The following is a 24,296-nucleotide window of genomic DNA, read 5'->3' as shown; positions in this document are numbered from 1 at the left end:
CGTATATTCTGAAAGTGGTGTTACAGGCGCACGCCGTCTGCGCCGAAGAGAGAGGCCTTGGCGATATCGAGCCCTGGTGCGATCTCCGCGCCCGGATCGAGCGTCGCATCGCCCATGATCCGGTAGGACAGGCTTTGGCCCGCCCAATCGAACCAGATCACCGCATCGGCCCCCATCGGCTCGACGACGGAGACGACGCCCGGGATCGTGGGCAGGCCCTTTGCCATGCCATCGGGCGCAATATGCTCCGGCCGAACGCCAAGGGTGGTCGGACCTGCCTTGGGAGCTGCGATAAAGGGATAGTTGGAGAGGTCGATGCCGAGCCCGTTGCTTTCGAATACCGGGACGCCTGCCTTGAAGGCGATCTCGCCTTCGATGAAGTTCATTGCCGGTGCGCCGATGAAGCCGGCGACGAAAAGATTGGCCGGGCGATGATAAATCTCGGACGGGCTGCCAAGCTGCTGGATTACGCCGTCGCGCATGATGGCGATGCGATCGGCAAGGGTCAGCGCCTCCACCTGATCATGCGTCACATAGATCATGGTGTTGCCGAGGCTCTGATGCAGCTTCTTGATTTCGACGCGCAGCTCGTTGCGCAGCTTGGCGTCGAGGTTCGAGAGCGGCTCGTCGAACAGGAAGACGTCGACTTCGCGCACGAGGGCACGACCGATCGCCACGCGCTGGCGCTGGCCACCGGACAGTGCGGACGGGCGGCGGTCGAGCAGTTGTTCGAGATGAAGAAGCGAGGCGGTGCGGGCGATGCGCGCCTCGATTTCGTCCTTGGGAAGGCCCGCCACACGCAGGCCGAAGGAGAGGTTCTTCTTCACCGTCATGTGCGGGTAAAGCGCATAGGACTGGAACACCATGCCGATGCCGCGATCCTTCGGCTCCTCCCAGGTGACGTTCTTGCCGGATATCGAAATCTCGCCGCCGGTAATGTCCTGTAGTCCCGCTATGGCGTTCAGAAGCGTGGATTTCCCGCAGCCGGACGGTCCCAGCAGCACGAGAAACTCACGCGGGGCGATATCGATCGACATTTTCTCGATCACGGTATGATCGCCATAGGCGATCTTCAGATCCTTGACGGAAACAGCGGATTGCATGGAATTATCCTTTCACTGCGCCAGCGGCCACGCCGCGCACGAACCAGCGGCCGGAAAAGAAGTAGATGGCGAGCGGAACGATGGCGGTCAGGATGGTGGCTGCCATGTTCACATTGTAGGCGCGCTCGCCCATGGTGGTGTTGACGATATTGTTGAGCTGAACCGTCATCGGCAGATTGTCCCGCCCGGCAAAGACCAGCCCGATCAGGAAGTCGTTCCAGATGCCGGTGAACTGAAAGATGGAGGCGACCATCACCATGGGGACCGACATGGGCAGCATGATCTCGAAGAAGATCCGCCAGAAGCCGGCGCCGTCGACACGCGCGGCCTTGCAGAGCTCTTCGGGGATCGCGACGAAATAGTTGCGGAAGAGCAGTGTCACCAAGGGCAGGCCGAAGATCACATGGACGAGGACGACGCCCGCCACTGAATTATAGAGACTGAGATTGGCGAGCAGCCGCACCAGCGGATAGAGGAAGATCTGATAGGGGATCAACCCGCCGGCCATCAGCAGCCCGAAGAGGAAGCCGGAGCCTTTCGGTCGCCAGAAGGAAAGGGCATATCCGTTGATCGCGCCGATGAAGACGGAAATCGCCACTGCCGGTACGGTGATCTTCACCGAGTTCCAGAAGCCGAGGCGCACGCCGAGGCATTGCGTGCCCATGCAGGCGCCCGACCAGGCGGTTTTCCAGGCATTGAAATCGAGAGAGCCGGGCAGGGCGAAGATGCGGCCCTGACGGATCTCCTCCATCGTCTTCAGTGAAGTCACCAGCATCGTATAGAGCGGCAGCAGGAAGAATAGCGCCGAGAAAATCAGGAAAGCGTAGAGCCCGATGCGGCCGACCGTCAGCCTAGATGGTTTGGGGCCGTTTGGACGAAGGGCTGTCATCACTGCGCTCCCTTTCTTCTGGCGCGCATGTAAAGCGCATAGCGAAACGGGGCGACGGCCATGACGACGGAGAGCACCAGTACGGTGGCGCCTGCGCTCGCCAGGCCGAGATTTTGCCGCTCGAACAGATTGTCCATGATGAATTTTGCCGGCACTTCGGTCGAAAAGCCTGGCCCGCCGCCGGTGAGCGCCACGACGAGGTCATAGGTTTTGATGACGCCCATGGAGAGCAGCATGCTCGATGCCGCAAGAGCCGGCCCAAGCTGGGGCAGGATGATCGACAGGTAGATGCGCCAGACGGGAATGCCGTCGATCTGCGCCGCCTTCCATTGCTCCTCGCCGATGCCGCGCATACCGGAGAGCGCAATGACCATGACGAGGCCCGCCCCCTGCCAGATGCCGGCGAAGACGACGGTATAGATCGCCATGTCGCGACTAACGATCCAGTCGAATGCGAAATTCTGCCAGCCCAGCGCCCGCACGCTTGCCTGAATGCCGAAGGTCGGGTTCAGCATCCATTGCCAGATGAGGCCAGTGACCACGAAAGACATGGCATAGGGATAGAGGAAGATGGTGCGGAACATGGCTTCGAAGCGCACTTTGCGATCAAGCGAAGCCGCAAGCACAAAGCCCAACGCCAGACAGCCCGCAACGTAAAGCACGCCGAAAATCAGCACGTTTTCCAGGGACGCGAGCCATCTCGACGTCCGAAACAGCCGGGCATATTGCGCAAAGCCGACGTAATTGGACGATGGAAAGATTGTTGAATCCGTGAACGACAGCCTCACGGACCAGACCATGGTGCCGATATAGATGAAAATCGCTGCGATCCATGTCGGCAGGAGCGCGATGGTCGCAGCGGAGGAACGTCTGCGCTTGGCTTGCATCGGCAAACTTTCTCAAAAGGAAGATGCAGGGCCGATCGGATTTTTCTTTCCAATCGGCCCGCTGCACGGTTCTATTCAAAGATCGCGAAGAACTTCTCCGCGCCGGAGGCGCTATCCTCGGAAGGATTGCTCCAGAACTCGTCGACAAAGTCATTGAGCGCACCGGCCTGTTGCGGCGAAAGGATCAGCGCCTGATCCGGCACAATCTTGCCCTCGCTCATCAGTTCCAGGCCTTTCTGCGCGCAAACGTCGAGCTTCGATTTGTCGACATCTGTGCGCATCGGCACGGAGCCTTTCTTCAGCGAGAATTCGACTTGCACGGCCGGATCCATGGCGACTTCGGCAAGCAGCGCCTGACCCTTCTGGGCAGCCGGATCAGTGAGCTTGGGGAAGGAGAAGGAGTCGGCGACATAGACCATGCCCGGCGATTGCGGGGCGAGCATGCAGCCGTAATCCTTGCCTGCCTCCTTGCCGGCGGCGATGAACTCGCCCTTGGCCCAATCGCCCATGAACTGCACGCCGGCCTTGCCGCTGATGATCATGGCGGTGGCGTCGTTCCAGTTACGGCCAGGAGCACCTGCATCGACATAGGCGCGGAGCTTGCCGAGGATATCGAGGGTCTTCTTCACGCCGGCGGTGGAGGCTTCGCCCTTGTCCTTGTCGGCATAGATCTTGAGGAAGCCGTCAATGCCGACCTGGGTCAGCAGGATCATGTTGAAGACCTTGGATTCCTGCCAGGATTGGCCGCCCCAGGCAACCGGCTGCACGCCGGAGGCCTTGAGCTTGTCGAGCGCTGCGAAGAATTCGTCCCAGCTCTTCGGCTCTTCGCTTATGCCGGCCTTGGCGAAGGTATCCTTGGAATAGAACACCCAGCTTTCACCGTGAGCGCCGGTCGGGGAAAGATAGACCTGGCCGTTATAAGAGATCAGATCAAGGATCGATTTCGGCAGCACATCGGCCCATTTGCCGGCTTTCGCCACCTCGCCGATTGGGCTCAAAAGGCCCTGATTGACGAAGTCGGCGTTGGCGAAACCAAGCACGCTCTGCTTGGCGGTCGGCGGGTCACCCGCTACCAGGCGGTTCTGGAAGGCGGCGTCGGCGGCACCGAAGCCGGCGATGGAGGAATCCTTCCAGACCCCGCCGCGCTTTTCGAATTCCTGCTTGATGACGTCGAGAGCCGCAGCTTCGCCGCCGGAGGTCCAGGAGGTCATGACCTCGACCTTCGGCTTGTCTTCGGCATGGGCTGGAGCGAGGGCCGCAAAAAGTGCGGCGCCCGCCAGTAGAAGTTTCATTTTATTCTTCATTGTTCCACCTCTTCAAAAGGCCCTCTTGGCGGGGCCGTTGGTTTCAGGTTTATGAAATTCAGCGATAGATCGGCAAGAGCGCCTGCCGGACGAGCGTGAGCCCATTTGCGATGTCGCTGATCGGATCGGGTGCGGCGTCTAGTTCGAGAATGGCCCAGCCTTGATAGCCGCGATCACGCAGCAGCCTGATCCAGCCCGGCCAATCGACGCGGCCAAGGCCGAAGCCGCAGAAATAGGGGCGGTGACGATCATGAATATGCTCATCGATCGGGGTGTCGGCCGGCATCGGCCCGAGCGCATCCTTCCAATGGGCGATGATAACACGCTCATGATGGCGATCGACGAGTTGGATCGGGTCAGATCCCGCAACGATGATATGAGCCGTATCCGGGCACATATGCACATAGGCCGGGTCCGTCAGCAGCATCAGCAGATCGACATCGCGCGCGGACGCGAAGATCGAGTGTGCCTCGGTGTGGATCGCCAGCCGAACGCCCTTGGCGTAAAGGGCCGCGCCGAGGCGATTGAGAAAATCGGCGATCTTGCGCGCCTGCTCGAAATCGAAGAACCGCACCGGCTGGGTGCCGAGGGTCTGTCGCAACGGACCACCGATCACCATGATGTCGCTGCCGCAGGCCTTCAGGAATTCGGCATATTTCTCCGCCTTGTCGATAATGGCGGCCTGCGCCGCGCCTTGCGTGAAATCGCCGGCGGCTTCAAGTTCGGCGAAAAAGCCGCTCGCCAGCGTTAGCCCACGTTTGGACAGTTCAGCGGCAAACGCTTCGACGGACCCATAGGTCTTCGTCGCATCCTGCCAGTTGAACGGCGAGAAGGTCAGCTCCACGCCGGTGACGCCTGAGGCTTGCACGCTGTCGAGAATCTTGTCCCAGAAGGCGCGGGGCTCGCTGCGGGACAAGGCGATGATGCCGTCATAATCCTCGACACCCCAGAAACCGGGGTGGAAGAAGGTGACGAGATCGACGCCAAAGCGAAGCCGTTCGGTTGAGGTCATGACGCTATCCGTTCTCCAGGCACAGGAAATCGCTTGCGGAAGCGAGGTCCGCAGTAAATTATCCGAATAATTTCAATGCACTGCAAATGGCAATCGTTTGCCATGCCTAGATAGTAGCCAAGTCTTTTTTTATGCAAGTGATTTTTGGCAATCGTTTGCCAATTGACCGCGATTGCCGTAACCTTCAATAGGACGAAATTGGGTGGCGCCACAATATCCTAAATTGCTAAATAGTGCTACTATTCAATAGTTTAGATTGATGCTGTTGTCGATTGAACGCTATCATTATCCTCCAGTTTCCGATTGCGGTGGTGTCCTGGTGGTGTCCTGGTGGTGTCTCGCTCAAAGTCCTGGAGGTGGTAGATGAGCAAGCGTAATGGTGTGCTGCTGACGAAGCGCGTCGTCGATGCGGCTCGGCCAGATCATGAACGCTACCACGTTTGGGATAGTGAGCTTTTAGGCTTTGGTCTTCGTATCGCTCCCACAGGCGTAAAGACTTTCATCATCAAGTATCGAGCAGATGGCGGCGGTCGATCAGCTCCCCAACGCCTGTTGACCATAGGGCGTTTTGGTCCAGTCACCGTTGAGCAAGCAAGAAAAATTGCCAAGGCTAAGCTCGGGAGTGTTGCTGCTGGGGAAGATCCGGCCGGTGATCTCCAGGCAATGCGCCGACAGATGACGGTTGGTGCGCTCATCGATTTTTATGAGAAAGAGGGCTGCTTCATCCAGCGCGGTCGGCGGCAAGGTGAGCCGATGAAGGCAAGAACCAAGACCGTAACTGTGGCGCGGGTATCGCCAAGTTGTTTGAAGCAAGTTGCTCCTGAGCGGTTTGATCGAGATTAAGCGGCCATTTCTTGAGCATAGTCATACCAGAGGGCAAACGCATCCGCCCTGGCGTGACGGCAAGATGCGGCGGAGAGTTTGTGGCGGCGGGGGCGGAAGATCAGATTGATCTGGTCGTGAGCAGCAAGGGACCTCAGTGCTTGTCGGGGTGACTTGAACTGCCCGAATATCTTCTCGCGCCTTCGGGTCGGCCTGTGCGAGACTTCGACTGCGTTGTTGAGCCCCTTGTGCGCCCGATGCTCAGCGTCCGGCGCAAGGGTTCGGATCGGCTTGATATAGCTGCGCAGTTTGTCCGTGATCACTACCCTTGGCGTGCCGAATCGGGCCATCAATCCGCGCAGGAAGCGCCTCGCTGCCTTCGCATTCCGACGTGGCTGAACCAGAATGTCGAGCACGTTGCCGTCCGCGTCGATGGCCCGCCATAGCCAATGCCTCACGCCACGGATCGTGATCACGACCTCATCGATGTGCCATTTGTCGCGAGGCGCAGGCCGATCGCGCCGGACGCAATCTGCAAAATGCCGCCCGAAGCGATTGACCCAAAGCCGGATTGTTTCCCGGCTGACAATGACACCGCGTTCCGCGAGCAGATCTTCCACGTCGGCCGTGCTGAGCGCAAAGCGATGATAAGCCCACACCGCATAGGCGATGATCTCACGGGCAAAGCGAAAGCCTTTCAGGCGCGGCATTTGAGACGGGGTATTCATCCAGCTCGAATAGCCCACGCAGAACGGTCAAACAACTTGGCAATGCCCCTATGCCTCCTCCTGGCTGAAATGCTGGCATCCCGACGTCTTCTGCGCAGCCCTCCTCAATGCCCAGCCGATGGGCTTTTACGCACCGGCCCAGATTGTTCGCGACGCGCGCGATCACGGGGTCGAGGTGCGGCCTGTCTGCGTCAACGCCAGCCGCTGGGATTGCACGCTTGAGCCTACGGCTGACGAAGAGCGGTTTGCCGTTCGCCTCGGCCTGCGCATGGTCAAGGGGCTCGCCAATGCCGACGCCGCCGCAATCGTTGCGGCGCGCGCTGAACAGCCCTTCGCCTCGGTCGATGATCTCTGGCGCCGCGCCGGCGTGCCGGCTGCCTCGCTGGTCGAGCTCGCCGAAGCCGATGCCTTCCAACCATCTATGAAACTTGCCCGGCGCGAGGCGCTCTGGGCGATCAAGGCGTTACGGGATGAACCGCTACCGCTGTTTGCGGCCGCATCCGCCCGTGAAAACAAGACCGTTCCGGAGCTTGATGAGCCAACAGTGGCGTTGCGACCGATGACATCAGGCGGTGAGGTGGTCGAGGATTACGGCCATGTCGGATTGACCCTGTGCAACCATCCCCTTTCATTCCTGCGCGCCGATCTGACCAGGCGCCGTATCGTCACCTGCCGCGCGGCGATGCAGGCCCGTGATGGCACATGGCTTGAGGCAGCCGGCCTCGTGCTTGTTCGCCAGCGGCCGGGCTCCGCCAAGGGTGTGATGTTCATCACCATCGAAGATGAGACCGATATTGCCAACCTCATCGTCTGGCTAAAAACCTTCGAACAATACCGCCGCGTCGTGCTGGGCGCCGGCATGATCGGTGTTTATGGCCGCATCCAGCGGGAAGGGGAGGTTGTGCATCTGGTGGCGCATCGGCTGACGGATCTATCAGGGGAGCTGGCGAGTGTTGGGGATCGGGATACCGACTTTCCGTTGCGGCATGGGCGAGGGGATGAGTTTCATCATGGGTCGCCGGTGCCGGATCCGCGCGGGTTTCCGAAGGGGCCGCATCTGCATCTTGATGCGATCAAGGTGAAGACGCGGGATTTTAGGTAGCTGGCGACGGACTGGTCGTTGGTTCCATTCCGTTCAAGGCGTTGGGGAATTGATGTCAAATGCCTGCTTACTTGGTCAGCTCGTAGCTCTCCCGTAACAGCGCAAATATTTCCTGCTTGCTTACGGAACCATCCAGTCGTGCAGTGAGCCAGTGTTCCTTATTCATATGATAGGCGGGATGAAAACCATCTTGGTTTCTGAGGTCGCTCACTTTCTCGACCGGGCACTTAAAGTCAACAACGTCTATTTCTTCATCACCTTGAAGCCCTATCTTGTTCAGGGAGACGTTCATCACGAGTCCAAACCATTTGTTGTCATCGGAATGTCGAAGGGCCGCGTAGTGGGGAAACTTTTTAAAAGGGTAATCCGGTTTCACCCCGAACTCTTTTTGCGCGTAGTCGAAGATTTCTGAGCGACTGACCATTACTGAGATCCTATTTTAAATTCGTGGTTCTGCTTGCAAGATACGAAAGGCCCGATCAGTTAACGCAAAACCGAGGACTTGGTTCTCCCATCGCGCGAGTGAGCAGCTTAGCCGACAGTTTCGTGGTCTAACGGAAGGGGTCAGTCATTCATGTTTCTTAGACCGCCTCATCAAAGTCCCGCTCAGGTCCAACTGGAACGATACCGCTTGGGTTGAGATGTGAACCGGCTCCGAAGGTTGACCCCTTGAGGATGGAACCCAACATATTGATCCTATTATGCAATTACGCGCCCAAAGCAGGATTGCGGCCGGATCGGGGATAACCCCACTTAATTTCTTAATTTTCACTGCGTTTCCAAATGGTTGTCGAGGATGTCAAACGGGGTGAACGTTCGGAGCCGATTCACACCCCACCCAAGTTAAGGCGACGCTACCCCTGAGCTGTGTCATCGACTGGACATATCCGCTCTGCTAGCATTGAACATTAAGCGAGGGGGGATGATCGATGCATGCACTCAAGACGACCGTCATGAAATTCTTCTGGGCGGGACTTGTTCTCGCGCTGACACTGCGGCTCGCGGCAGCCGACGCAACGGTGCCGACCGCCGATATCGAGGGCGCGGCCGACAATCAACTGGCCAAGCGCTACGAAGGCTCCTTCATAGTCTCCTACGAAACGCTTGCCTTCACCGATTTCAGCCTACCGCTGTCGCCCTTGAAGCCGAGCGCCGATCCGGACGCACGCGACACGATGAATAATCGCGTTTTCGCGCCGGACAAGAAAGCCGAGGTAGAGGGTGCCCTGACCCGCATCGCCTATGTGTTGCCGGCCGAGCGCTCGCCGCTCGAGGTGCTGCGCAACTATCAGGATGTGATCAAGGCAGCCGGCGGCGAGGCCCTGTTCGAATGCAAAAAGGAAGAATGCGGCGGCGCTGCCGACCGTTCATCAAGCGGCGGCGGCGGCGACATGAGCCTGATGATGTACTTCTTCCATGACAGCGATCTCAAGGACGAGGCTTTTTCCAATGGCGCCTGCGCGCTGACCTCCGGCATCAACGACCAGCGCTATTTCTCGGCCAAGGTGCCACAAGACGGCGGCGACGCCTATGTTACCGTGCAGACCTATTCGATGACCGACGATCTCTACTGCAAGGAGCTCAACGGCCGCACCATTGCCGTCGTCCAGGTGCTGGAGCCCAAGGCGCGCGACAAGAAGATGGTGGTCGTCGAAGCGACCAAGATGGCGGATTCGCTCTCCGCCACCGGCAGCATTTCGCTTTACGGCATCTTCTTCGACACCGACAAGGACGACATCAAGCCGGAGTCCGAGCCGACGCTGAAGGAGATCTCGACGCTGCTGGCCAATGAGCCGAAGATGGCTGTGATCGTCGTCGGCCACACCGACAATCAGGGCGCCTTCGATTACAATCTCGACCTGTCATCGCGGCGAGCGCAAGCGGTCAAGGCGGCGCTCGTGGCGAAATACGGCATCAGTGGTTCACGGCTGACGGCGGCCGGAGCCGGCATGATGGCGCCCGTCGCCAGCAATGACGACGAAACCGGCCGTGCGAAGAATCGTCGGGTGGTGCTGGTCAAGCTGAACTGAACGCTTTAGCCGGCCCGGTGGCGTCTGAAGTGGGTATGCGGGGCTTCGGTCATGAAAACCCCAATATCAAGTCAGCTCCAACCAGCCGGTTAAGGCGACGCCACCATCCGCTCATGTTCGCTGACGGTCAGACTACGTTCGAAGGCGGCTCCTCTGCGTGCTCCTCCAAATAAGCGGCTACCAGATCGGCTCTCCTCTCGGGAATTGCTAGATCGTCACGGGCGATATAGCCGTTAGGTTTCTACGACAAATCACTCCGGCCCCCAAATCTGACGCGAAGTTTGATGTGTTTCTTCTCCAAGAAAGCATGGAGGCCCTCAGGCCCGAGCTCGCGCCCGATGCCGCTCATCTTCCAACCGCCGAAGGGCGCCTGTAGCTCGCTGGTGTCATTGACATTGACACCCACAGCACCGGCGTCGATTTGCTCGGCCACGCCCCAACCTCTTTCGAGATCCCCAGAGAAGACGTAGGCGGCAAGTCCGAAGGGCAGGGCGTTGGCGATGCGGATCGCTTCCCGGTCATCTGCCACAGGGCGCACGGCCGCGAGCGGGCCGAAGGTCTCCTCAGTCGTCGCCAGGGCACCGTCGGGAACTTCGTCGACGATAGCTGGCCGGAAAAAGAAGCCCTTGTCATAGGTTTTGCCCGTCGGCACCGAACCACCGGTCAGAAGCTTTGCTCCGCGATGCACTGCATCATCGATATGACGTTTGACGCGGGTCCGAACGCTCTCGTTCAACACCGGCCCGTAGAGCACGCCGGCATTGATGCCATGGCCGAGTTCAATCTTACGGGTCTCGGCGACCAGAGCCTCGACGAAACGCTGGTGGATGCCCTTCGAGACAAGAATGCGGTTCACCGCGATGCAGATTTGGCCCATGTTCGAAAAAGACCGGCGGGCCGCCGCCGCCGCCGCCTCGGCCGGATCGGCATCGTCTAGCACCACGAATGGGCATTGCCCGCCGAGTTCCAGCGACATACGTTTCAGGTTGCCTGCAGATGCCCGAACGATCTCCTGTCCGGCCGGCACCGATGCAGTCGCGGTGATCATGTTGATGCCGTTATGCGCCGAGAGTGCCGCTCCGACCTCGGGACCGGTTCCCGGAATATCGTTCAGCACACCGGCCGGCAGCCCGGCCTCGGCGAAGCATTGGACCACCATGCCGATCGCGAGCGGCGTCTCGTGCGGCGGTTTTGCGATCAGGACGCAGCCCGCGGCAAGCACCGGGGCGACCTTCCAGGCATACAGATCGACTGGATAGTTCCACGGAATGATGCCGGCAACCACGCCCACCGGGTGCGAGGTGACGATATTGCGGATATCGGCTCGTGAGGCTGGTCGCAACGACCCGTGGACGCGGCGGCCCTCCTCGGCATAGTAGCGGATGACGTCGATGCCGAAGGCGATTTCCTTTTGGAATCCGGCACCGGCTTGCCCTGTTCGCGGGTTAGCAGCTCGGCGATCCTGTCGATCCGCTGGGCGATTAGGTCGGCGGCGCGATGCATGATTTGCGCCCGCTTGTCGGCGTGCAGGCCGGCCCATAGAGGGAATGCGCGGCTTGCAGCGTCCACCGCTTTATCGACGTCGGCCGCGGTTGCGATCGAACTCGTGCCGACCGGTTCGCCGGTAGCCGGGTCATGAATGACGGCAGTCTGGCCTGAAGTCGCATCCTGCCATTTGCCATCGATATAGAGCTTGCGATCCATGGTCTCACCGTGCTTTCAGGCGGGCCCAAAGAGCCTCGTAATTTTCGTCGTTCTGCTTGTCGGCGATTGTCTTGCTCGTCGTGTTGGGACTGACCATGACACCTGGTGCCAAGCCTTGCTGAACGAGTTTTTCGGCCGTTGTTGAAACGATCGCATGTGCAATCGCGACTGTGACGCTGGTCGAGCTTGGGCCTACAGCATGTTCGAGACCGTCGATATGGATTGCGGCGTCTCCCTTGGGTATCCCCGTATCGATCACCACGTCGGCGACTTCAAATAGCCGCTTGCCCGAGGAGTGCCGGGAGGGAACGCTGCTCGAATGCGGTAGCGAGGTAACGCCGATCAGGCTGATGCCCCGCTCCTTGCACTCAATGGCGATGTCGAGGATCACGGCATTGATACCCGAATGCGAAAACAGGATCATGGTGTCTTCGGAATCGAGCTGATGCGAACGCATGATCGCCTTGCCGTAGCCTTCCTGCGCGTGAATGAAGCGGTATTGCCGTGCGCCCATGTCGCCCCAGACGTGGTGGAACGAGATCATGGTGCTTTCGACGATCGGGCGGAAGCCTACGATCGTCCCGGTGCGTGGAAAGCTCTCGAGCGCCGGGATCGCGCCATGGCCTGTGCCGAAGGTGAAGACTAGCTTGCCGGCGGCGATGGATTTCGCGCAGAGTTCGGCCGCCTTTTCGATCGAGGCCGCCTGTTCGTCACGCACCTTGGAGAGACGTTCGATCAATGTATCGAAGTAGCGTGTGGAGAGGTGAGACATATCCACGTCCTTTCTGTATCTCGATAATTCAGGCTTAGTCGGCGGCCATTGTGGCCATCGTGTCGAGCGCGATTTCGAACATGTCGCGCTCCAGCACCGCCATCTGCTCGTCGGCGATCTTCTCCTGGCTGAAGGCATCGACGGTTGCGACACAGAGTGTGGAAGCGCGGACGCCGAGGATGCGCGCGGCAGTCAGGAGCGCCGAGGTCTCCATGTCGGTTCCGATCAAACCGAGCCTCTGGATATCCTGCTTTAGTGTCTCAATGATCGAGCGGCGTTCGCCCGAAAGGCCAAACATCTCAGTGTAGAAACCGTCATAGGTGCCGAAAATGCCGGCATGCCATGGCTTTCCACGCTTCTTAAGCAGTGACCGCACCTTGGTATTGAGGTCGAAATCTGCGATTGCCGGGAAACCCAGAGGCGCATAGGTGTTGGATGTGCCTTCGGCGCGCAATGCGCCATCTGCCAGGACGAAATCGCCGAGCTTGGCAGGCGCCACAGCCATGGCGGTGCCGATGCGCAGAAAATTCCTGATACCCAGCGCGTGCAGCTCATGCAGCACGATTGTAGCGATGGGTGCTCCCATACCGAAGGCGGTGGCCGTGATTCGCTGGCCGTCACGCGTGCCGGTCACGGTCTTCAGGCCACGGTTTTCGGCCACGAAATGCACATCGGTCATATGCTCGGCGATGCGGGCGATACGCGCTGGGTCGCCAACGAGAATTGCAGCCCTCCCAACTTCATCGCGATCGGCACCAATGTACCAGGCTCGGTTGGTTCGTTCTTTCTCAGTCATTCTTTCATGCTTTCGGTTTCTTCGGATTTCCGGGCAAGGAGGAGGGTGCGCGCGGCTTCCATGCCCGCGCGGCCGAAGACTTCAGGCTCGTGTGCGCCATTGAGGATCGACGCGATGACGCCTCCGGCGAAGGTGTCGCCTGCGCCGGTCGGATCGGTGACGTTGATCGGCTCTGCGGCAACGAACGTGCTCTCGCCATCGCGCTGGAAGGTGGCGCCGTGGCGGCCCTGGGTTTCGACGATGATCTGGCCGGGACGCGTTGTTCCCACAGGTGTGCTTTCGAGAAATTCGCGCTCGCGGCCGTTGCAGAAGATCAGGTCGGCGCGAGCGGCGAGCATCGCCCTCTGCTCCGGCGTGATCGCGCGTGGGTCGTTCTTGACGATCCAGGCAAGCTTCTGCTCATGCTTGATCAGCGTCCGCAGTTGATCGGTCACGATCTTCGGGCCGATGGTGATGCAGATCCATTCGGCCGCACGCGTCAGCGCCTTCTGGTCTTCCGTGAGGCCGATTGTGGTTGACATGCCCGGGTCGTAGAGGCAGGCGCAATCGCCCGCGGGGTCGTAGGCGAGCACCGAGATCGGTGTGCGGGCGCCTGCTACCTTGGCCATACCCTGGCAGGCAACCCCGCTTCTGGCAAGTTGTTCGAGGTAGGCTTCGCCCGATGCGTCTTCGCCGATCCAACTCAGCGGATGAACCATTCCTGAATAGGCCTTGGTGATCGCCTGAGCGACATAGGCCGGGCCACCGCCGACCCGCGGCCATGCCGCTTCCGGCCTGCTCAGGATCGTCGTCGTGCGTCCGGGCCTGATATCGCCATTCAGCACGATCACATGGTCCAGGCTCGCATATCCCGATATGACGATGCCGCTCATTTCAGCATCTCCAACCCTTCGGCGAGGCTCACGACCCTGCCCATGTAACGATCAATATCTTCTAGCGACGCCTCGGCGAGGTGAGGGCGGTTGGAATTGGTGGCTTCACGGACGATGACCGGTTCGAACCCGTTGGCAAATGCGTCCTGTGCCGTTGCCCGAATGCAGACGTTCGTCTTGACCCCGGCAATGATGACGCGGGTGACTTTTTGCTCATGCAGAAAAAGCGCGAGGTCGGTCGCGAAGAAGGCGCTGAACCGCCTTTTGTAGACTGCGGTCTCGTTCTTTCCCTCGGGTCGGAAATCGGCGAAGAAATCGGCGTCGTTCGCATCCTCGAGATGATGGATCGGTAGCTTCTTCCATTCGAAATCATTGAATTCGGGCCGATGTCTCTCGACGGCATAGACCGTGACGACATTGTTGTCGCGCGCGACCGAACGGAGTTTGCGCATCGGTTCGAGCACGTCTTCGACGCCCGTGTAGTAGTTGGGATGGCCCGGCTCGAAGAAGGAATTGATCACATCGACAAGGATCAGTGCAGTTTTTTCTGGATGACTCATATCTTGGCTCCGCGGGACTTCCTCGACGTGATGGCGATGATGGTCAGGATGACGATGACCACGACATAGGGCAGCGTCTGCACGAGTTCCGCTGGAATTCCGCGTCCTTGCAGGCGAATCTGGAGGGCATCGAAGAAGCCGAATAGCAAGGCACCGATGGCGGTCATGACCGGCCGATTGCGGCCGAAATAGAAGGCAGCCATGGCGATGAAGCCGCGCCCGGCAGTAATGCCTTCGTTGAAGATTCCGACCACACCGATGGACAAATAAGCGCCGGCAAGCCCTGCCATGAAGCCGGCAAACACCGTCGAAAGGTCCTTCGTAAGCAGCGGATCAAGACCGAGTGCGCGCGCCGACTTCGGACCGGCGCCGGCGGCGCGCAGCCGAAGACCCGGTCGGGTCCGCGCCAGCCACCATACGGTTGCCGGCACCAGCAACCAGGCGATCCAGGTCAGAATATCATGCCCCGAGAAGATCGCGCCAATAATGGGCATATCCCCGATTAAGGGAATATCCCAGCGAGGCAGCCGCGTGACGTCGGGCAGGCTGAGCGTGCCTGACGTTGCATAGGTCGACTTCAGGAAAAAACGCACTAGACCTGCAGCAACAATGTTGAAGCCCAGGCCGACGATGATTTCATTGGCGCTTAACCGCGTCACGCAGAGCGACATCAGAAAGCCCATGACCGCACCCGATAGACCCGCACCGATGAGTGCGCCTATCCAATTGCCGTTGCTCGATGCCAGAATAAAGCTAACCAGCGCACCCACCAGCATCATCGAATCAAGGCCGATATTCACGAGACCGGCGGTGCGGTTGATGAGGCCGCCGATCGCCGCCAAAAGCACCGGCGTCGTCATGATCAATGCCGCGTGTATGATATTGTCGATCATGCCGCGCGTCCCTTTCTCGCGAAGAAGCCGAAGCGTGCGACCGCGAAGATCATCACGAGGCCCTGCAGAATGTTGACGATCTCGATCGGCACATCGCTAAAGAGCTGGATTGTCGCGCCGGATGTGGCGAGTGCCCCGAACAGGACGGCCGCCAGCAGCATGCCGAAAGCATTGCCGCGCCCGAGCAGCGCCACCGCTATGCCGACGAATCCATATCCGGGCGAGAAACCCGAGACGTAGCGATAGACATTGCCGAGAGCATGCACTCCGCCCGCCAGACCGCCGACGGCGCCCGAAAGCAGCATCATCTTGAACACGAGACCCGGCACGTTCATTCCCGTTGCCGTCGCGAAGCGGGGATTCATGCCGGCGATGCGGGTCTCGAAACCCAACGCTGTCCACTTGCCCCACAGCCAGTAGAGAACGACGCACGCAAGCGCGATGACGAAGCCTGCGTTCAACGTCGAGCCGCGCATGAGCTTTGGCAATCGCGCTGCATCGGCGATCATCGGCGTCGCCGAATTGGCAGCGCCCGGCGCCAGCAGCGGGCCGTTGACCAGCCAGGCGGTGAGACCAACGGCTATGAAATTGAACATCAGTGTGGTGACGACTTCCTCGACATCCAAGCGCGATTTGAGGAAACCGGGGATGACCATCCACAGGCTGCCGGCCACCGCAGACGCCAGTATAGCAAGGGGCAACAATATATAGCCGGAGAGCGAGATGAAGGTGAAACCGACGAAGGCCGCGGCAAGCCCGCCGACATTGACGCAACCCTCGATCCCGACATTGAAGGCGCCGGTGCGGAAGGCGATGGCTGTTGCGACGCCTGTGAAGATGAGCGGCGTCGCCGCCGAAAGCGTCGAGGCGATGCGCTTGCCCGAACCGAAAGATTCGACCACCAGCATGCGATAGACTTCCAGCGGATTGTGGCCGGCGACGATCAGCACGATACCTGCCAGCACCAGCGACAGCGCGACCGGAAGCAGCGCTTCAGCGAGTGGCTTGAGAACGGCGATGTTGCGCCTGGTCGGGGCAGGAGAAACGATTGTCGCCATCACGCGACCTCCCCGAGCATGATGCGGCCGATGGCTTCCACATCGGCATGGCCACGAGAGAGCTCGCCACGTATCTCGCCGTTGAAGAGCACGACGATGCGGTCGGCGAGTGCCAGGATCTCGTCGAGCTCCTCTGAGACCAGCAATACCGCGCCACCGCGATCGCGATAATCAAGCAGGCATCGGTGAATGAAGGCAATGCCCTTGATGTCGACACCGCGCGTCGGCTGGCAGGCAACGAGAAGATCGGGATCGCCATCCAGTTCGCGGGCGATGGCCACGCGCTGTTGGTTGCCACCGGAGAGACTGGAAATCGCCAGTGTCGGCGAGGCACGCTTGACCGAATAGCGATCGAGCAATCGTTCGGCATGTTCGGCAATAGCGCCGAGCTTCAGAACACCCGATTTGACAAACCCCTGCCGGCGATGATGGCCCGCCACGACATTTTCCGCGATCGAGGCGTCGAGGCAGAGCCCCTCTGCGGCTCGATCAGGGCTGAGATAGGAAAGGCCCAGCGCGCGTCGGGCCGGAAGCGGCAGGCTGGAAATATCCTTGCCACCCAGCATAGCCCTGCCGCCGCTGGCGCGCATCAGCCCGGTCACCGCGGCGACGAGTTCATCCTGGCCATTGCCAGCGACACCGGCGATGGCGACGATCTCGCCTTTTCGGACATTCAGACTCGTCTGCTTCAACCGATCGACGCCACGGCCATCGCCGACTGAGACATTGTCGAGCGCCAGCACCACGCTCCCCGGCTGACTCGCCCGCGCCTTCGTCTCATGAAGGATCTCGCCGATCATCAGTTCCGCCAGTTGGGCCTTGGACGTTTCCGATGCCTTCATGCTGCGGATCACCTTGCCAGTGCGCATGATGGTGATGTCGTCGCTGATGGTCATCACTTCGTCGAGCTTGTGGCTGATGAAGAGAATGGTGCGGCCATCGTCACGCAGTCGGCGCAGCAGTACCATCAGTTCGCGGGTCTGCGATGGCGCCAACACGGCCGTTGGCTCATCGAGGATCAACACGTCGACGCCGCGATAGAGCAGACGCAGGATTTCTACGATCTGGCGCACATGCACCGGCGCTTCATCGACCTGCAGGTCCCAGTCGAGCGTTACGCCCGCCTGCCGCTCCAGCCCACGTGCCGCTTCCAGCGCCCTGGCGCGATCGATGACGCCAAGCCCTTTTACGGGCTCGCGTGCCAGAACCAGGTTTTCGAGCAAAGTCAGCCCTGGGACCAGCATGAACTCTTGATGCACCATGCCAATGCCGAGCCGAAAGGCATCGGCCGGGCCTGATAGACTGGTGGCCACGTCATTGATGACGACGCTGCCCTCGTCGGGCTTGTCCATGCCTTGGAGGATACGCATCAGCGTCGATTTGCCGGCGCCGTTGCCGCCGACAATTGCATGGATAGTCCCGACGGTGGCCGAGAAATCCACGCTACTATTGGCGAAAAGCGGTCCAAATCGCCGCGTTATACCGCGCGCACCGAGGCGTACGCCGCGGGTCACCGCTTGTGGGGTGGTCATCGGGTTCATAGTTGTTGCCGTTCGGTTTACTTCAGGTAATCCGGATATCCCTGTTCGACTACATTCCAGACCTTGATCTTGCCCGAGATGATGTCGGCCTTGGCCGCCTCAACCTTTTCGAGATAGGCAGTTGGGATGATGTCTTTGGTATATTTCATCTCGGACAGGCCAACGCCCCCCTCCTTGAGACCGTAGGACACCGTCGTACCGCCGAGCTTCACGCCCTTGGCATAGTCCTTGACGACCCCTTCGACGGCGACATTGGTCTTCTTCATCATCGAAGTCAGCACATAGCCCGGGGCAACGCTGTCCTGGTCGCCATCGACGCCGATGGCGAAGTGGCCGCTATCTTTGGCCGCCTGGATGACGCCGGCACCTGTGCCGCCGGCCACTTGGTAGATGATATCGGCGCCTTCCTCATACATGGCCTTGGCCATCTGCTGGCCGAGCGCTGGATCGCCGAAGTTGTTGGAATAGGCGACTTTGACCTCTATCTTCGGGTTGACCGATTTCGCGCCCTCGATATAGCCGGCAATGAATTTGTCTATGCCAACCGACTTGGTCCCGCCGATGACGCCGATGATCGGCTCCGGATTGATGCCCTTGATCGATGTATCGGTCGTCACCTGGGCTGCCAGCACACCGGCGAGGTAGGAGCCTTCCTGTTCCTGAAAAAGGACCGAGACGATGTTGTCGCCTTTCTGGACCTGATTGAGGATGGCAAAGGTAGTGTTGGGATAGTCCTTGGCAACTTCCTGCATCGGTTCGCCATGGGAGTATTCGAGATCGACGATCAAGCCGAAATCGGCGTCAGAAGCGCGGCGCAAGATGTCTGCAGCCTGGGCGACAACCTCCTTGGACTCGACCGCCTTGCCTTCGAGGCCGGCGTCCTTCAGCGCCTGCTGAAAGCCGGCATAGGCCAGATCGTTGTACGACTGGTCGCCAAGTCCGCCCTGCGCAATGATCAGGGCCGCAGGCTTATCAGCTGCGTTCGCCGTCAGTGTCCCAAGGACCGAGGCGAGGACCGTTGTGGCCATCAGTATCAGCCTTCCGGAATTCATCGTTGTTCTCCTGATTTTTTTGGGGTTCCCCGTATCAGGCTGTCTTGTGAGCCTGGCTTCATACGAATAGTGACGCGCGTCGTAAGTGGCCTCGACCGAATCCAGCGGCATCCCGTCATATGAATAAGTGTCGCGGCTGACCGAGAAGACCACTGTGTCATCTGCGAGATCCAGCAGCTTGCGTTCCTCGTGACTGGCGAGCCGGGCGATGAGCTTTTCGTTCGCGGTCGCAACCGTCAGGCCATGATCCTCGAATTGCCGATAGAGCGAAAAATCCGATGTCGCAGCAACTTCTTCGGTCAGCCCGATCCGGTCTACTAGTCCTGCCGACAATATCGAGCGATGCCGCGCCACCGGCACATCGTCGACGTAGCGCAAGCGGTCGAAAAGGATCAGCGGCGTCTCGGGTGAGTAAGGGAGGCCGGGCGACCAATCTACCGCTCGGAAGGCGAGGACCCTGTGGGTCGCCGTATGTCCGGCAGCCGCGACCGCTTCAGTAAATGAGAGAAGGTAGCCCGGCTGGCGCCGTAAGGGTGCTTCGGCAACGAACGTTCCGCTGCCCTGCTTGCGCACAACTAACCCGTCTTTGGCCAACTCTTCCACGGCTTTTGCAACCGTAAAGCGGCTGACTTTGAAATTTTTGGCTAGCTGAGGCTCACTCGGCAGGCGTTCGCCGGGCGGCAGGCTGCCGACCATGCCGCGAAGTTTACCTGCTATTTGCAGGTAGTAGGGTTCACCGGTTTCGAGAAGTCGTGCCATTGCCATTCCAAAGTTGTCCAGTCAACTGTACAGGCTGAAAATGGAACGTCAATCCGAAATATTCGGTCGCGGTTTCGAGCTGGTTGATGATGACAGTTTTGTGGCATTGGTGCGTGGATCATTAATCGAACTGGCGTAGGCGAGCCGCGACCCCAATAACCGAGTCGTCACCATGCCTTCAAGCACAACGCCACCTGCCGTCATCACATCGGCAAGATGAAATTCAAGGTGACAAACTGGCAGGAGTATCAGGCAGGACTTCGGCGACGCGGCAGCTTGACCATGTGGCTGACTTCGGAGGCGATCGCCATGTGGATTGCACCACGGCGAACGATGCGTGGTGGCCAGCCTCGCTATTCCGATCTGGCGATCGAAACTGCCTTGACGCTGAGCCTGGTGTTCGGCTTGCGCCTGCGTCAGACGGAGGGCTTGCTTGGATCGGTGTTGCAATTGATGGGTCTGGATCTGGCCGTCCCCGATCGCACGACATTGAGCCGTCGAGCGCGGACCTGGAAATCAACTCATAGGCGACCCGATCTTCCGATTCCATCAGACGGACCAGTCCATGTCTTGGTCGACAGCACCGGCCTCAAAGTCTATGGCGCGGGCCAATGGCTGCAGGAGAAGCATGGCGCCAGGTCTCGTCGCGGTTGGCGCAAGCTTCATCTGGCTGTGATTCCGATAGTAGCGAAGTCATCACCCACACGATGGCAGGGTGGCGTCGCCTTAACCGATCGCCGACGTCTTGAGTGCTTGTCAGGCGCATTTCATAGGACAGTCGACAATGCGATTTCACGCCAAGTGGTGATGGCGGTGGCGCGGAGCTGGCGGTGGTCTGCGGCAGAGAGATGTTTCCGATGAAGCTGAAAGAGGTTGGCGACGTGGCCATGGACCGAGACGAAACGTTGACATTGCCGCGCTGACTTAAAGCGCATCATTCGCCGCTCTCGGCGCCGTAGCGGCAAATGAGAATTTTCGGCACGGTTGTTCAATCCCTTGTGCGAGCGATGCTCTACGCCCGGCATCAACTCGGCCTTTGCCGCCGAATACGAACGCAGCTTGTCAGTCACCAGCACCCGCGGGTGGTACCTTGGCCCTTGAGCAGCTTGCGCATCAGACGCAGCGCTGCTGCCTTGTTCCTTCGGCTTTGAAGCAGGGCATCGAGGACGTAACCGTTTGCATCGACGGCGCGCCACAGCCAGTACCTCTTTCCCTTGATCGTCACCACCATCTCATCGAGTTGCCACTTGTCGGCAAAGTGGCCTCGTGCGCGGCGCCGGAGCTGATGAGCGAACTTCAAGCCGAATTTCGCCGCCCATTCCGCGACGGTCTGAAACGTGACGGAGATGCCGCGCTCAGCCAACAGATCTTCGACGTCGCGAAGGCTCAGCGGGAACCGATAATAGAGCCATACCGCATGGGCAATGATCTCAGCAGGAAACCGGTGACGTCTGAAGTGGGTATGCGGGGCTTCGGTCATGAAACCCCTAATATCAAGTCAGCTCCAACCAGCCAGTTAAGGCGACGCCACCGGCAGGCCTAATGGCCCGGTATTGCCCAGTCTCGGCCCAGGCTCTGTCGGCGCCGAAGAACGTGAAGTCTGATAAGCGCCCTCATTTCGGTCGTTGGGACCGCGTTAACACTTACCTGAAAGCATCGGTTCAGTTTCCGCCCTCATAATGCTGATGAAGGGGTGGGAAGCGGCTAGTCCGCTGGTGGCATTAGAATCATCAAGCGGATGTTTGGCCAGTCACGCACTCGCGGATGGCTGGCTTAACGCCTGATCAACGGTATTGAGGGAGCCGTTATCATCCTCGGTCCGCCCTTGCTATCCCGTGTCGAGTCGACCACGATCGACCAAAACATCCATCAAATTACGGACAGTAACCGTTTACTGTTTCACCGCTCTGTTCTAAGAGTGTAGGAGGGTCGAGATGGGTTCGCCCTGTGCACGAGGGGACATAACGTGGATTCTTCAATTCAGGCCCGGCCATCCTCCGCCATGAGCGACGTTGTGGCGTCGCCGCTCTTCCGAGGCGCTACCATGGCGATGTTCCTGTCGGGCCTGGGAACTTCGGCGGCAGCGCCGCAGATCGTGCTTTTCCTTGTTAGGGAGCTGGGCACTCCGCTCCCCGTTGCGAGCCTCTACTACCTTACCAGCATCGCAGCCCCCATCGCGGGTTACATGGTGGGCAGGTACTCCGACCGCACCGGCATCCGGCTCGGCCTGTTCAGGGCCTGCGCACTGCTCGGCTTTCTCGGCTGGGCCGCCATCGCGCTTTCGAACGTGCTGTGGATGCCGTTCGTGATCAGCGCCGTAATCCTCTCTTTGGCCGGCGCGGCGACGTCGCAGATCTTCACTGCCGTCCACGACGAGCTGAGCCGTCATAACGGGAAAGCCAACGAGAGCGTCGTCGGCATAATCCGAATGGCCCTGACCGCTGGCTGGATCGTCGGCCCGGTCCTCGGAGCTTGGCTGGCCGCCCAGTACGGGCTGCGTGCCATGATCTGGGTGACAGCGGCCTGCTGGCTACTACAGATCATCCCTCTCGGCACGTTAAGCGTCCCGCCTGCCTCCAAGCCGGCGACCCAGGACACGCCGGGACAGCGATCGCCCGGCCGGGAGATGGTGCCCCTGCTCGCGTTCACCGGACTGTTCGTCCTGGTCTACGCCGGGGAGCCGATCAAATACGGCTTCCTCCTCCTTTACATGGAGGAGACCCTCAAACTCGACCCGGCTGTGCGCGGGGCCGTCATCGGCATTCAGCCCTTCATCGAGCTGATGATCATGCCGTTCAGCGTGGTCCTCGCGCGCAAGGTGGGCACTCTCCGGCTGATGTGGCTCGCCGCGGGGCTCGGCGTCTGCGCCAACCTGTGCTTCGCCTTCTGGGCTTCCGCCGCGGGCATGTTCGCGGGCCAGATCCTGATGGGCGGGGTCTGGGGCGTGTTCATGGTTCTCGGCATCATCGTCGCCCAGCGCCTGCTGCCGGGGGCCGTGGCGACCGCGTCGGCAATCTTCATGAGCTCCACGGCGCTGAGCTCCGCGCTCGGCGGTGCCGCCGGCGGCCTCGGTGTCGCTGCCGTCGGCCTGCCGCACGTCTTCGTCCTCCCCGCAGTCTTCGCAGGGGTCGCTGCCATCGGGCTTGTGGCTATGGCCAAGGCGGGGATGATCAGGGACTAGGCACCGACGAGCCCCGCGCGACCAGTGTCGCGCGCAGCTCCGAACGCATCGGAACCTGATGGCCACCAATCGCCGCGACGAGCGTCTCAAGTCCAAGCCGGCCCATCTCACCGGCCGGCATGTGCATCGAAGTGAGGGCCGGGCGCAGGTACTGGCTGCTCAGGTAGTTGTCGAACCCCACCACGGCCACCGCGTCCGGAACCCATCTTCCCGCGTCTGTCAGCGCAGCCATCGCACCCAGCGCGTGGCGGTCGGTCGACGCGATGACAGCCGTCGCTGCCAAGCCGCCCTTGAGTGCCTCGCCCATGCGCGAGAACGCGTCGGCCTCGCTGTAGATGCCGTCGAGCACGTCCAGCTTGTAGGCTTCATCGGCTTGCTTGAGGAACACGCTAACGCCGGCCTGGCGATCCCGAAAGTCGTGCCACCCCTTGTCCGGTGCCAAGTACGCGAAGGCACGGTGGCCGAGGCTCCAAAGGTGTTCGGCCACTTCGTAGCCAGCAGCCACATTGTCCGTCACAACGATCGGGAAGCCCGGGTTCGCCTGCTGTCCGATCAGGACGGTCGGGATCGGCATCTCAGTCGGAGTTCGTCCCGGCAGGTGGTCGTCGGCACCGGCACAGATCAGCAGTCCGTCGACCCTGCGCTCAAGGAACTCAGTGACCAGTTGCTCGCGCTTTGCCTCGTCGCCTCGGCTGAGGCCCAGCAGGATGGTGAGACCCTGGCGGGTCGCCGCCTCGTCTATCCCTTCGATCATGGCTGCGTAATAGGCGTGGAGCGCCGGAACGATCACGCCGACGCTGTCGGACCTCGAGCGCGACAAGCCGCGCGCCATGGCGTTGCGCACGAAGCCGAGGGCGCCCGCGGCCTCGATCACCCTCACCCGGGTCGCCGCGGCGACCGGGTAGTCAGCCTTGGCGATGACCCGGGAGGCCGTGGCCACCGAGACGCCCGCCATTTTGGCGACGTCTCGTATGCCGGGTACGGAGTTAGTTTTTCGTGTCATCACCAACTCATAGCCGCTCCCGCCGGATGAGGCTATGGCAGCGTCACAACAGCTGTTCGATCGAGCTCTTTTGGGCCGGGATCACCGTACTCATATTCCGTTAGGTAGCGGAACATTATGATCTGAGTGAAGGCCGTGAAGGTTCTGATGGTGTAGATGTTAATTTCCATGTCTTGTTCCCCGTCATTTTACTCGACATTGGCTACTTGCTTGGCGGCATCGTCGTGG

At 60.1% G+C, this 24,296-nt stretch carries 19 protein-coding genes and 4 pseudogenes; 5 read left to right on the top strand and 18 right to left on the bottom strand.

Annotation, left to right across the window (positions count from 1 at the left end; all coding sequences use genetic code 11):
- Positions 1 to 20 precede the first annotated feature (20 nt).
- The 5 genes from HB780_RS10730 to HB780_RS10710 all read right to left on the bottom strand — a co-directional run bounded on the left by HB780_RS10730 (position 21) and on the right by HB780_RS10710 (position 5,195).
- Entirely contained in the window at positions 21 to 1,103 is a 1,083-nt protein-coding gene (locus HB780_RS10730) for an ABC transporter ATP-binding protein (RefSeq protein ID WP_183687558.1), read from the bottom strand.
- 4 nt (positions 1,104 to 1,107) lie between these two features.
- A complete protein-coding gene (locus HB780_RS10725; protein ID WP_183687556.1) occupies positions 1,108 to 1,992 on the bottom strand; it encodes a carbohydrate ABC transporter permease in 885 nt (294 codons plus the stop codon).
- Positions 1,992 to 2,879, bottom strand: a complete 888-nt coding sequence (locus HB780_RS10720) for a carbohydrate ABC transporter permease (protein WP_183687555.1) — start codon at positions 2,877 to 2,879, stop codon at positions 1,992 to 1,994. The genes HB780_RS10725 and HB780_RS10720 overlap by 1 nt, the downstream gene beginning before the upstream one ends.
- Before the next feature lie 71 nt (positions 2,880 to 2,950).
- Positions 2,951 to 4,183: an ABC transporter substrate-binding protein gene (locus HB780_RS10715; RefSeq protein WP_183687553.1), complete on the bottom strand. Its 1,233-nt coding sequence runs from the start codon at positions 4,181 to 4,183 to the stop codon at positions 2,951 to 2,953.
- A gap of 58 nt (positions 4,184 to 4,241) precedes the next feature.
- The gene (locus tag HB780_RS10710) at positions 4,242 to 5,195 is read right to left on the bottom strand and encodes a sugar phosphate isomerase/epimerase family protein (RefSeq protein WP_183687551.1); all 954 of its coding nucleotides are present in this window, start codon (positions 5,193 to 5,195) and stop codon (positions 4,242 to 4,244) included.
- A 363-nt stretch (positions 5,196 to 5,558) separates the two neighbouring features.
- Between HB780_RS10710 and HB780_RS10705 the strand changes: the two genes are divergently transcribed.
- The gene (locus tag HB780_RS10705) at positions 5,559 to 6,038 is read left to right on the top strand and encodes an Arm DNA-binding domain-containing protein (protein ID WP_183687549.1); all 480 of its coding nucleotides are present in this window, start codon (positions 5,559 to 5,561) and stop codon (positions 6,036 to 6,038) included.
- On the opposite strand, the gene HB780_RS10700 is transcribed toward HB780_RS10705, so the two are convergent.
- Positions 6,035 to 6,745 (bottom strand): IS6 family transposase, encoded by a 711-nt coding sequence (locus HB780_RS10700; protein ID WP_183689689.1) that lies wholly within the window; start codon positions 6,743 to 6,745, stop codon positions 6,035 to 6,037. The genes HB780_RS10705 and HB780_RS10700 overlap by 4 nt on opposite strands.
- 49 nt (positions 6,746 to 6,794) lie before the next feature.
- On the opposite strand from HB780_RS10700, the pseudogene HB780_RS10695 reads away from it, so the two are divergent.
- Positions 6,795 to 7,847, top strand: a pseudogene (locus HB780_RS10695) (OB-fold nucleic acid binding domain-containing protein); the annotation flags it as partial.
- 67 nt (positions 7,848 to 7,914) lie between these two features.
- Here the strand turns inward: HB780_RS10695 and HB780_RS10690 are convergent.
- A complete protein-coding gene (locus HB780_RS10690; protein ID WP_183687547.1) occupies positions 7,915 to 8,271 on the bottom strand; it encodes an MmcQ/YjbR family DNA-binding protein in 357 nt (118 codons plus the stop codon).
- A gap of 505 nt (positions 8,272 to 8,776) precedes the next feature.
- Here HB780_RS10690 and HB780_RS10685 point away from each other — a divergent pair.
- On the top strand, positions 8,777 to 9,877 hold the full coding sequence (locus HB780_RS10685; protein WP_286202910.1) for an OmpA family protein: 1,101 nt from the start codon (positions 8,777 to 8,779) through the stop codon (positions 9,875 to 9,877).
- Between the two features lie 241 nt (positions 9,878 to 10,118).
- On the opposite strand, the pseudogene HB780_RS10680 reads toward HB780_RS10685, so the two are convergent.
- The 9 genes and pseudogenes from HB780_RS10680 to HB780_RS10640 form a co-directional block, all read right to left on the bottom strand.
- Positions 10,119 to 11,581, bottom strand: a pseudogene (locus HB780_RS10680) (aldehyde dehydrogenase family protein).
- 4 nt (positions 11,582 to 11,585) lie between these two features.
- Positions 11,586 to 12,353, bottom strand: coding sequence for a sugar isomerase domain-containing protein (locus HB780_RS10675; RefSeq protein ID WP_183687545.1), 768 nt, complete (start codon positions 12,351 to 12,353; stop codon positions 11,586 to 11,588).
- 34 nt (positions 12,354 to 12,387) lie between these two features.
- A complete protein-coding gene (locus HB780_RS10670; RefSeq protein ID WP_183687544.1) occupies positions 12,388 to 13,149 on the bottom strand; it encodes a nucleoside phosphorylase in 762 nt (253 codons plus the stop codon).
- Positions 13,146 to 14,021 carry a carbohydrate kinase family protein gene (locus HB780_RS10665; protein ID WP_183687542.1) on the bottom strand — a complete coding sequence of 292 codons (876 nt, stop codon included), beginning with the start codon at positions 14,019 to 14,021 and terminating at the stop codon, positions 13,146 to 13,148. The genes HB780_RS10670 and HB780_RS10665 overlap by 4 nt, the downstream gene beginning before the upstream one ends.
- Positions 14,018 to 14,581 carry a cysteine hydrolase family protein gene (locus HB780_RS10660; RefSeq protein ID WP_183687540.1) on the bottom strand — a complete coding sequence of 188 codons (564 nt, stop codon included), beginning with the start codon at positions 14,579 to 14,581 and terminating at the stop codon, positions 14,018 to 14,020. Before HB780_RS10660 ends, HB780_RS10665 begins: the two co-directional genes overlap by 4 nt.
- Positions 14,578 to 15,474 (bottom strand): ABC transporter permease, encoded by an 897-nt coding sequence (locus HB780_RS10655; RefSeq protein WP_183687538.1) that lies wholly within the window; start codon positions 15,472 to 15,474, stop codon positions 14,578 to 14,580. The genes HB780_RS10660 and HB780_RS10655 overlap by 4 nt, the downstream gene beginning before the upstream one ends.
- A complete protein-coding gene (locus HB780_RS10650) occupies positions 15,471 to 16,532 on the bottom strand; it encodes an ABC transporter permease (RefSeq protein WP_183687536.1) in 1,062 nt (353 codons plus the stop codon). Before HB780_RS10650 ends, HB780_RS10655 begins: the two co-directional genes overlap by 4 nt.
- Complete coding sequence (locus HB780_RS10645; protein ID WP_183687534.1) at positions 16,532 to 18,073, bottom strand: ABC transporter ATP-binding protein; 1,542 nt, start codon at positions 18,071 to 18,073, stop codon at positions 16,532 to 16,534. The genes HB780_RS10650 and HB780_RS10645 overlap by 1 nt, the downstream gene beginning before the upstream one ends.
- A 17-nt stretch (positions 18,074 to 18,090) precedes the next feature.
- On the bottom strand, positions 18,091 to 19,884 hold the full coding sequence (locus HB780_RS10640; RefSeq protein WP_183687532.1) for a BMP family ABC transporter substrate-binding protein: 1,794 nt from the start codon (positions 19,882 to 19,884) through the stop codon (positions 18,091 to 18,093).
- Positions 19,885 to 20,100: 216 nt separating this feature from the next.
- On the opposite strand from HB780_RS10640, the pseudogene HB780_RS10635 reads away from it, so the two are divergent.
- Positions 20,101 to 20,594: pseudogene (locus HB780_RS10635) on the top strand (IS5 family transposase); the annotation flags it as partial.
- A 57-nt stretch (positions 20,595 to 20,651) separates the two neighbouring features.
- Here HB780_RS10635 and HB780_RS10630 read toward each other — a convergent pair.
- Positions 20,652 to 21,364 (bottom strand): annotated as a pseudogene (locus HB780_RS10630) (IS6 family transposase).
- Between the two features lie 564 nt (positions 21,365 to 21,928).
- Here HB780_RS10630 and HB780_RS10625 point away from each other — a divergent pair.
- Positions 21,929 to 23,065 carry an MFS transporter gene (locus tag HB780_RS10625; protein WP_286202909.1) on the top strand — a complete coding sequence of 379 codons (1,137 nt, stop codon included), beginning with the start codon at positions 21,929 to 21,931 and terminating at the stop codon, positions 23,063 to 23,065.
- Here HB780_RS10625 and HB780_RS10620 read toward each other — a convergent pair.
- Positions 23,055 to 24,068 (bottom strand): LacI family DNA-binding transcriptional regulator, encoded by a 1,014-nt coding sequence (locus tag HB780_RS10620; RefSeq protein ID WP_435693858.1) that lies wholly within the window; start codon positions 24,066 to 24,068, stop codon positions 23,055 to 23,057. The two genes, HB780_RS10625 and HB780_RS10620, sit on opposite strands and share 11 nt — an antisense overlap.
- Positions 24,069 to 24,296: the final 228 nt, after the last annotated feature.

Origin of the sequence: Rhizobium lusitanum (genome assembly GCF_014189535.1) — a bacterium.
GTDB classification, from domain to species: domain Bacteria; phylum Pseudomonadota; class Alphaproteobacteria; order Rhizobiales; family Rhizobiaceae; genus Rhizobium; species Rhizobium lusitanum_C.
This window is presented reverse-complemented; position numbering and strand designations above follow the sequence as displayed.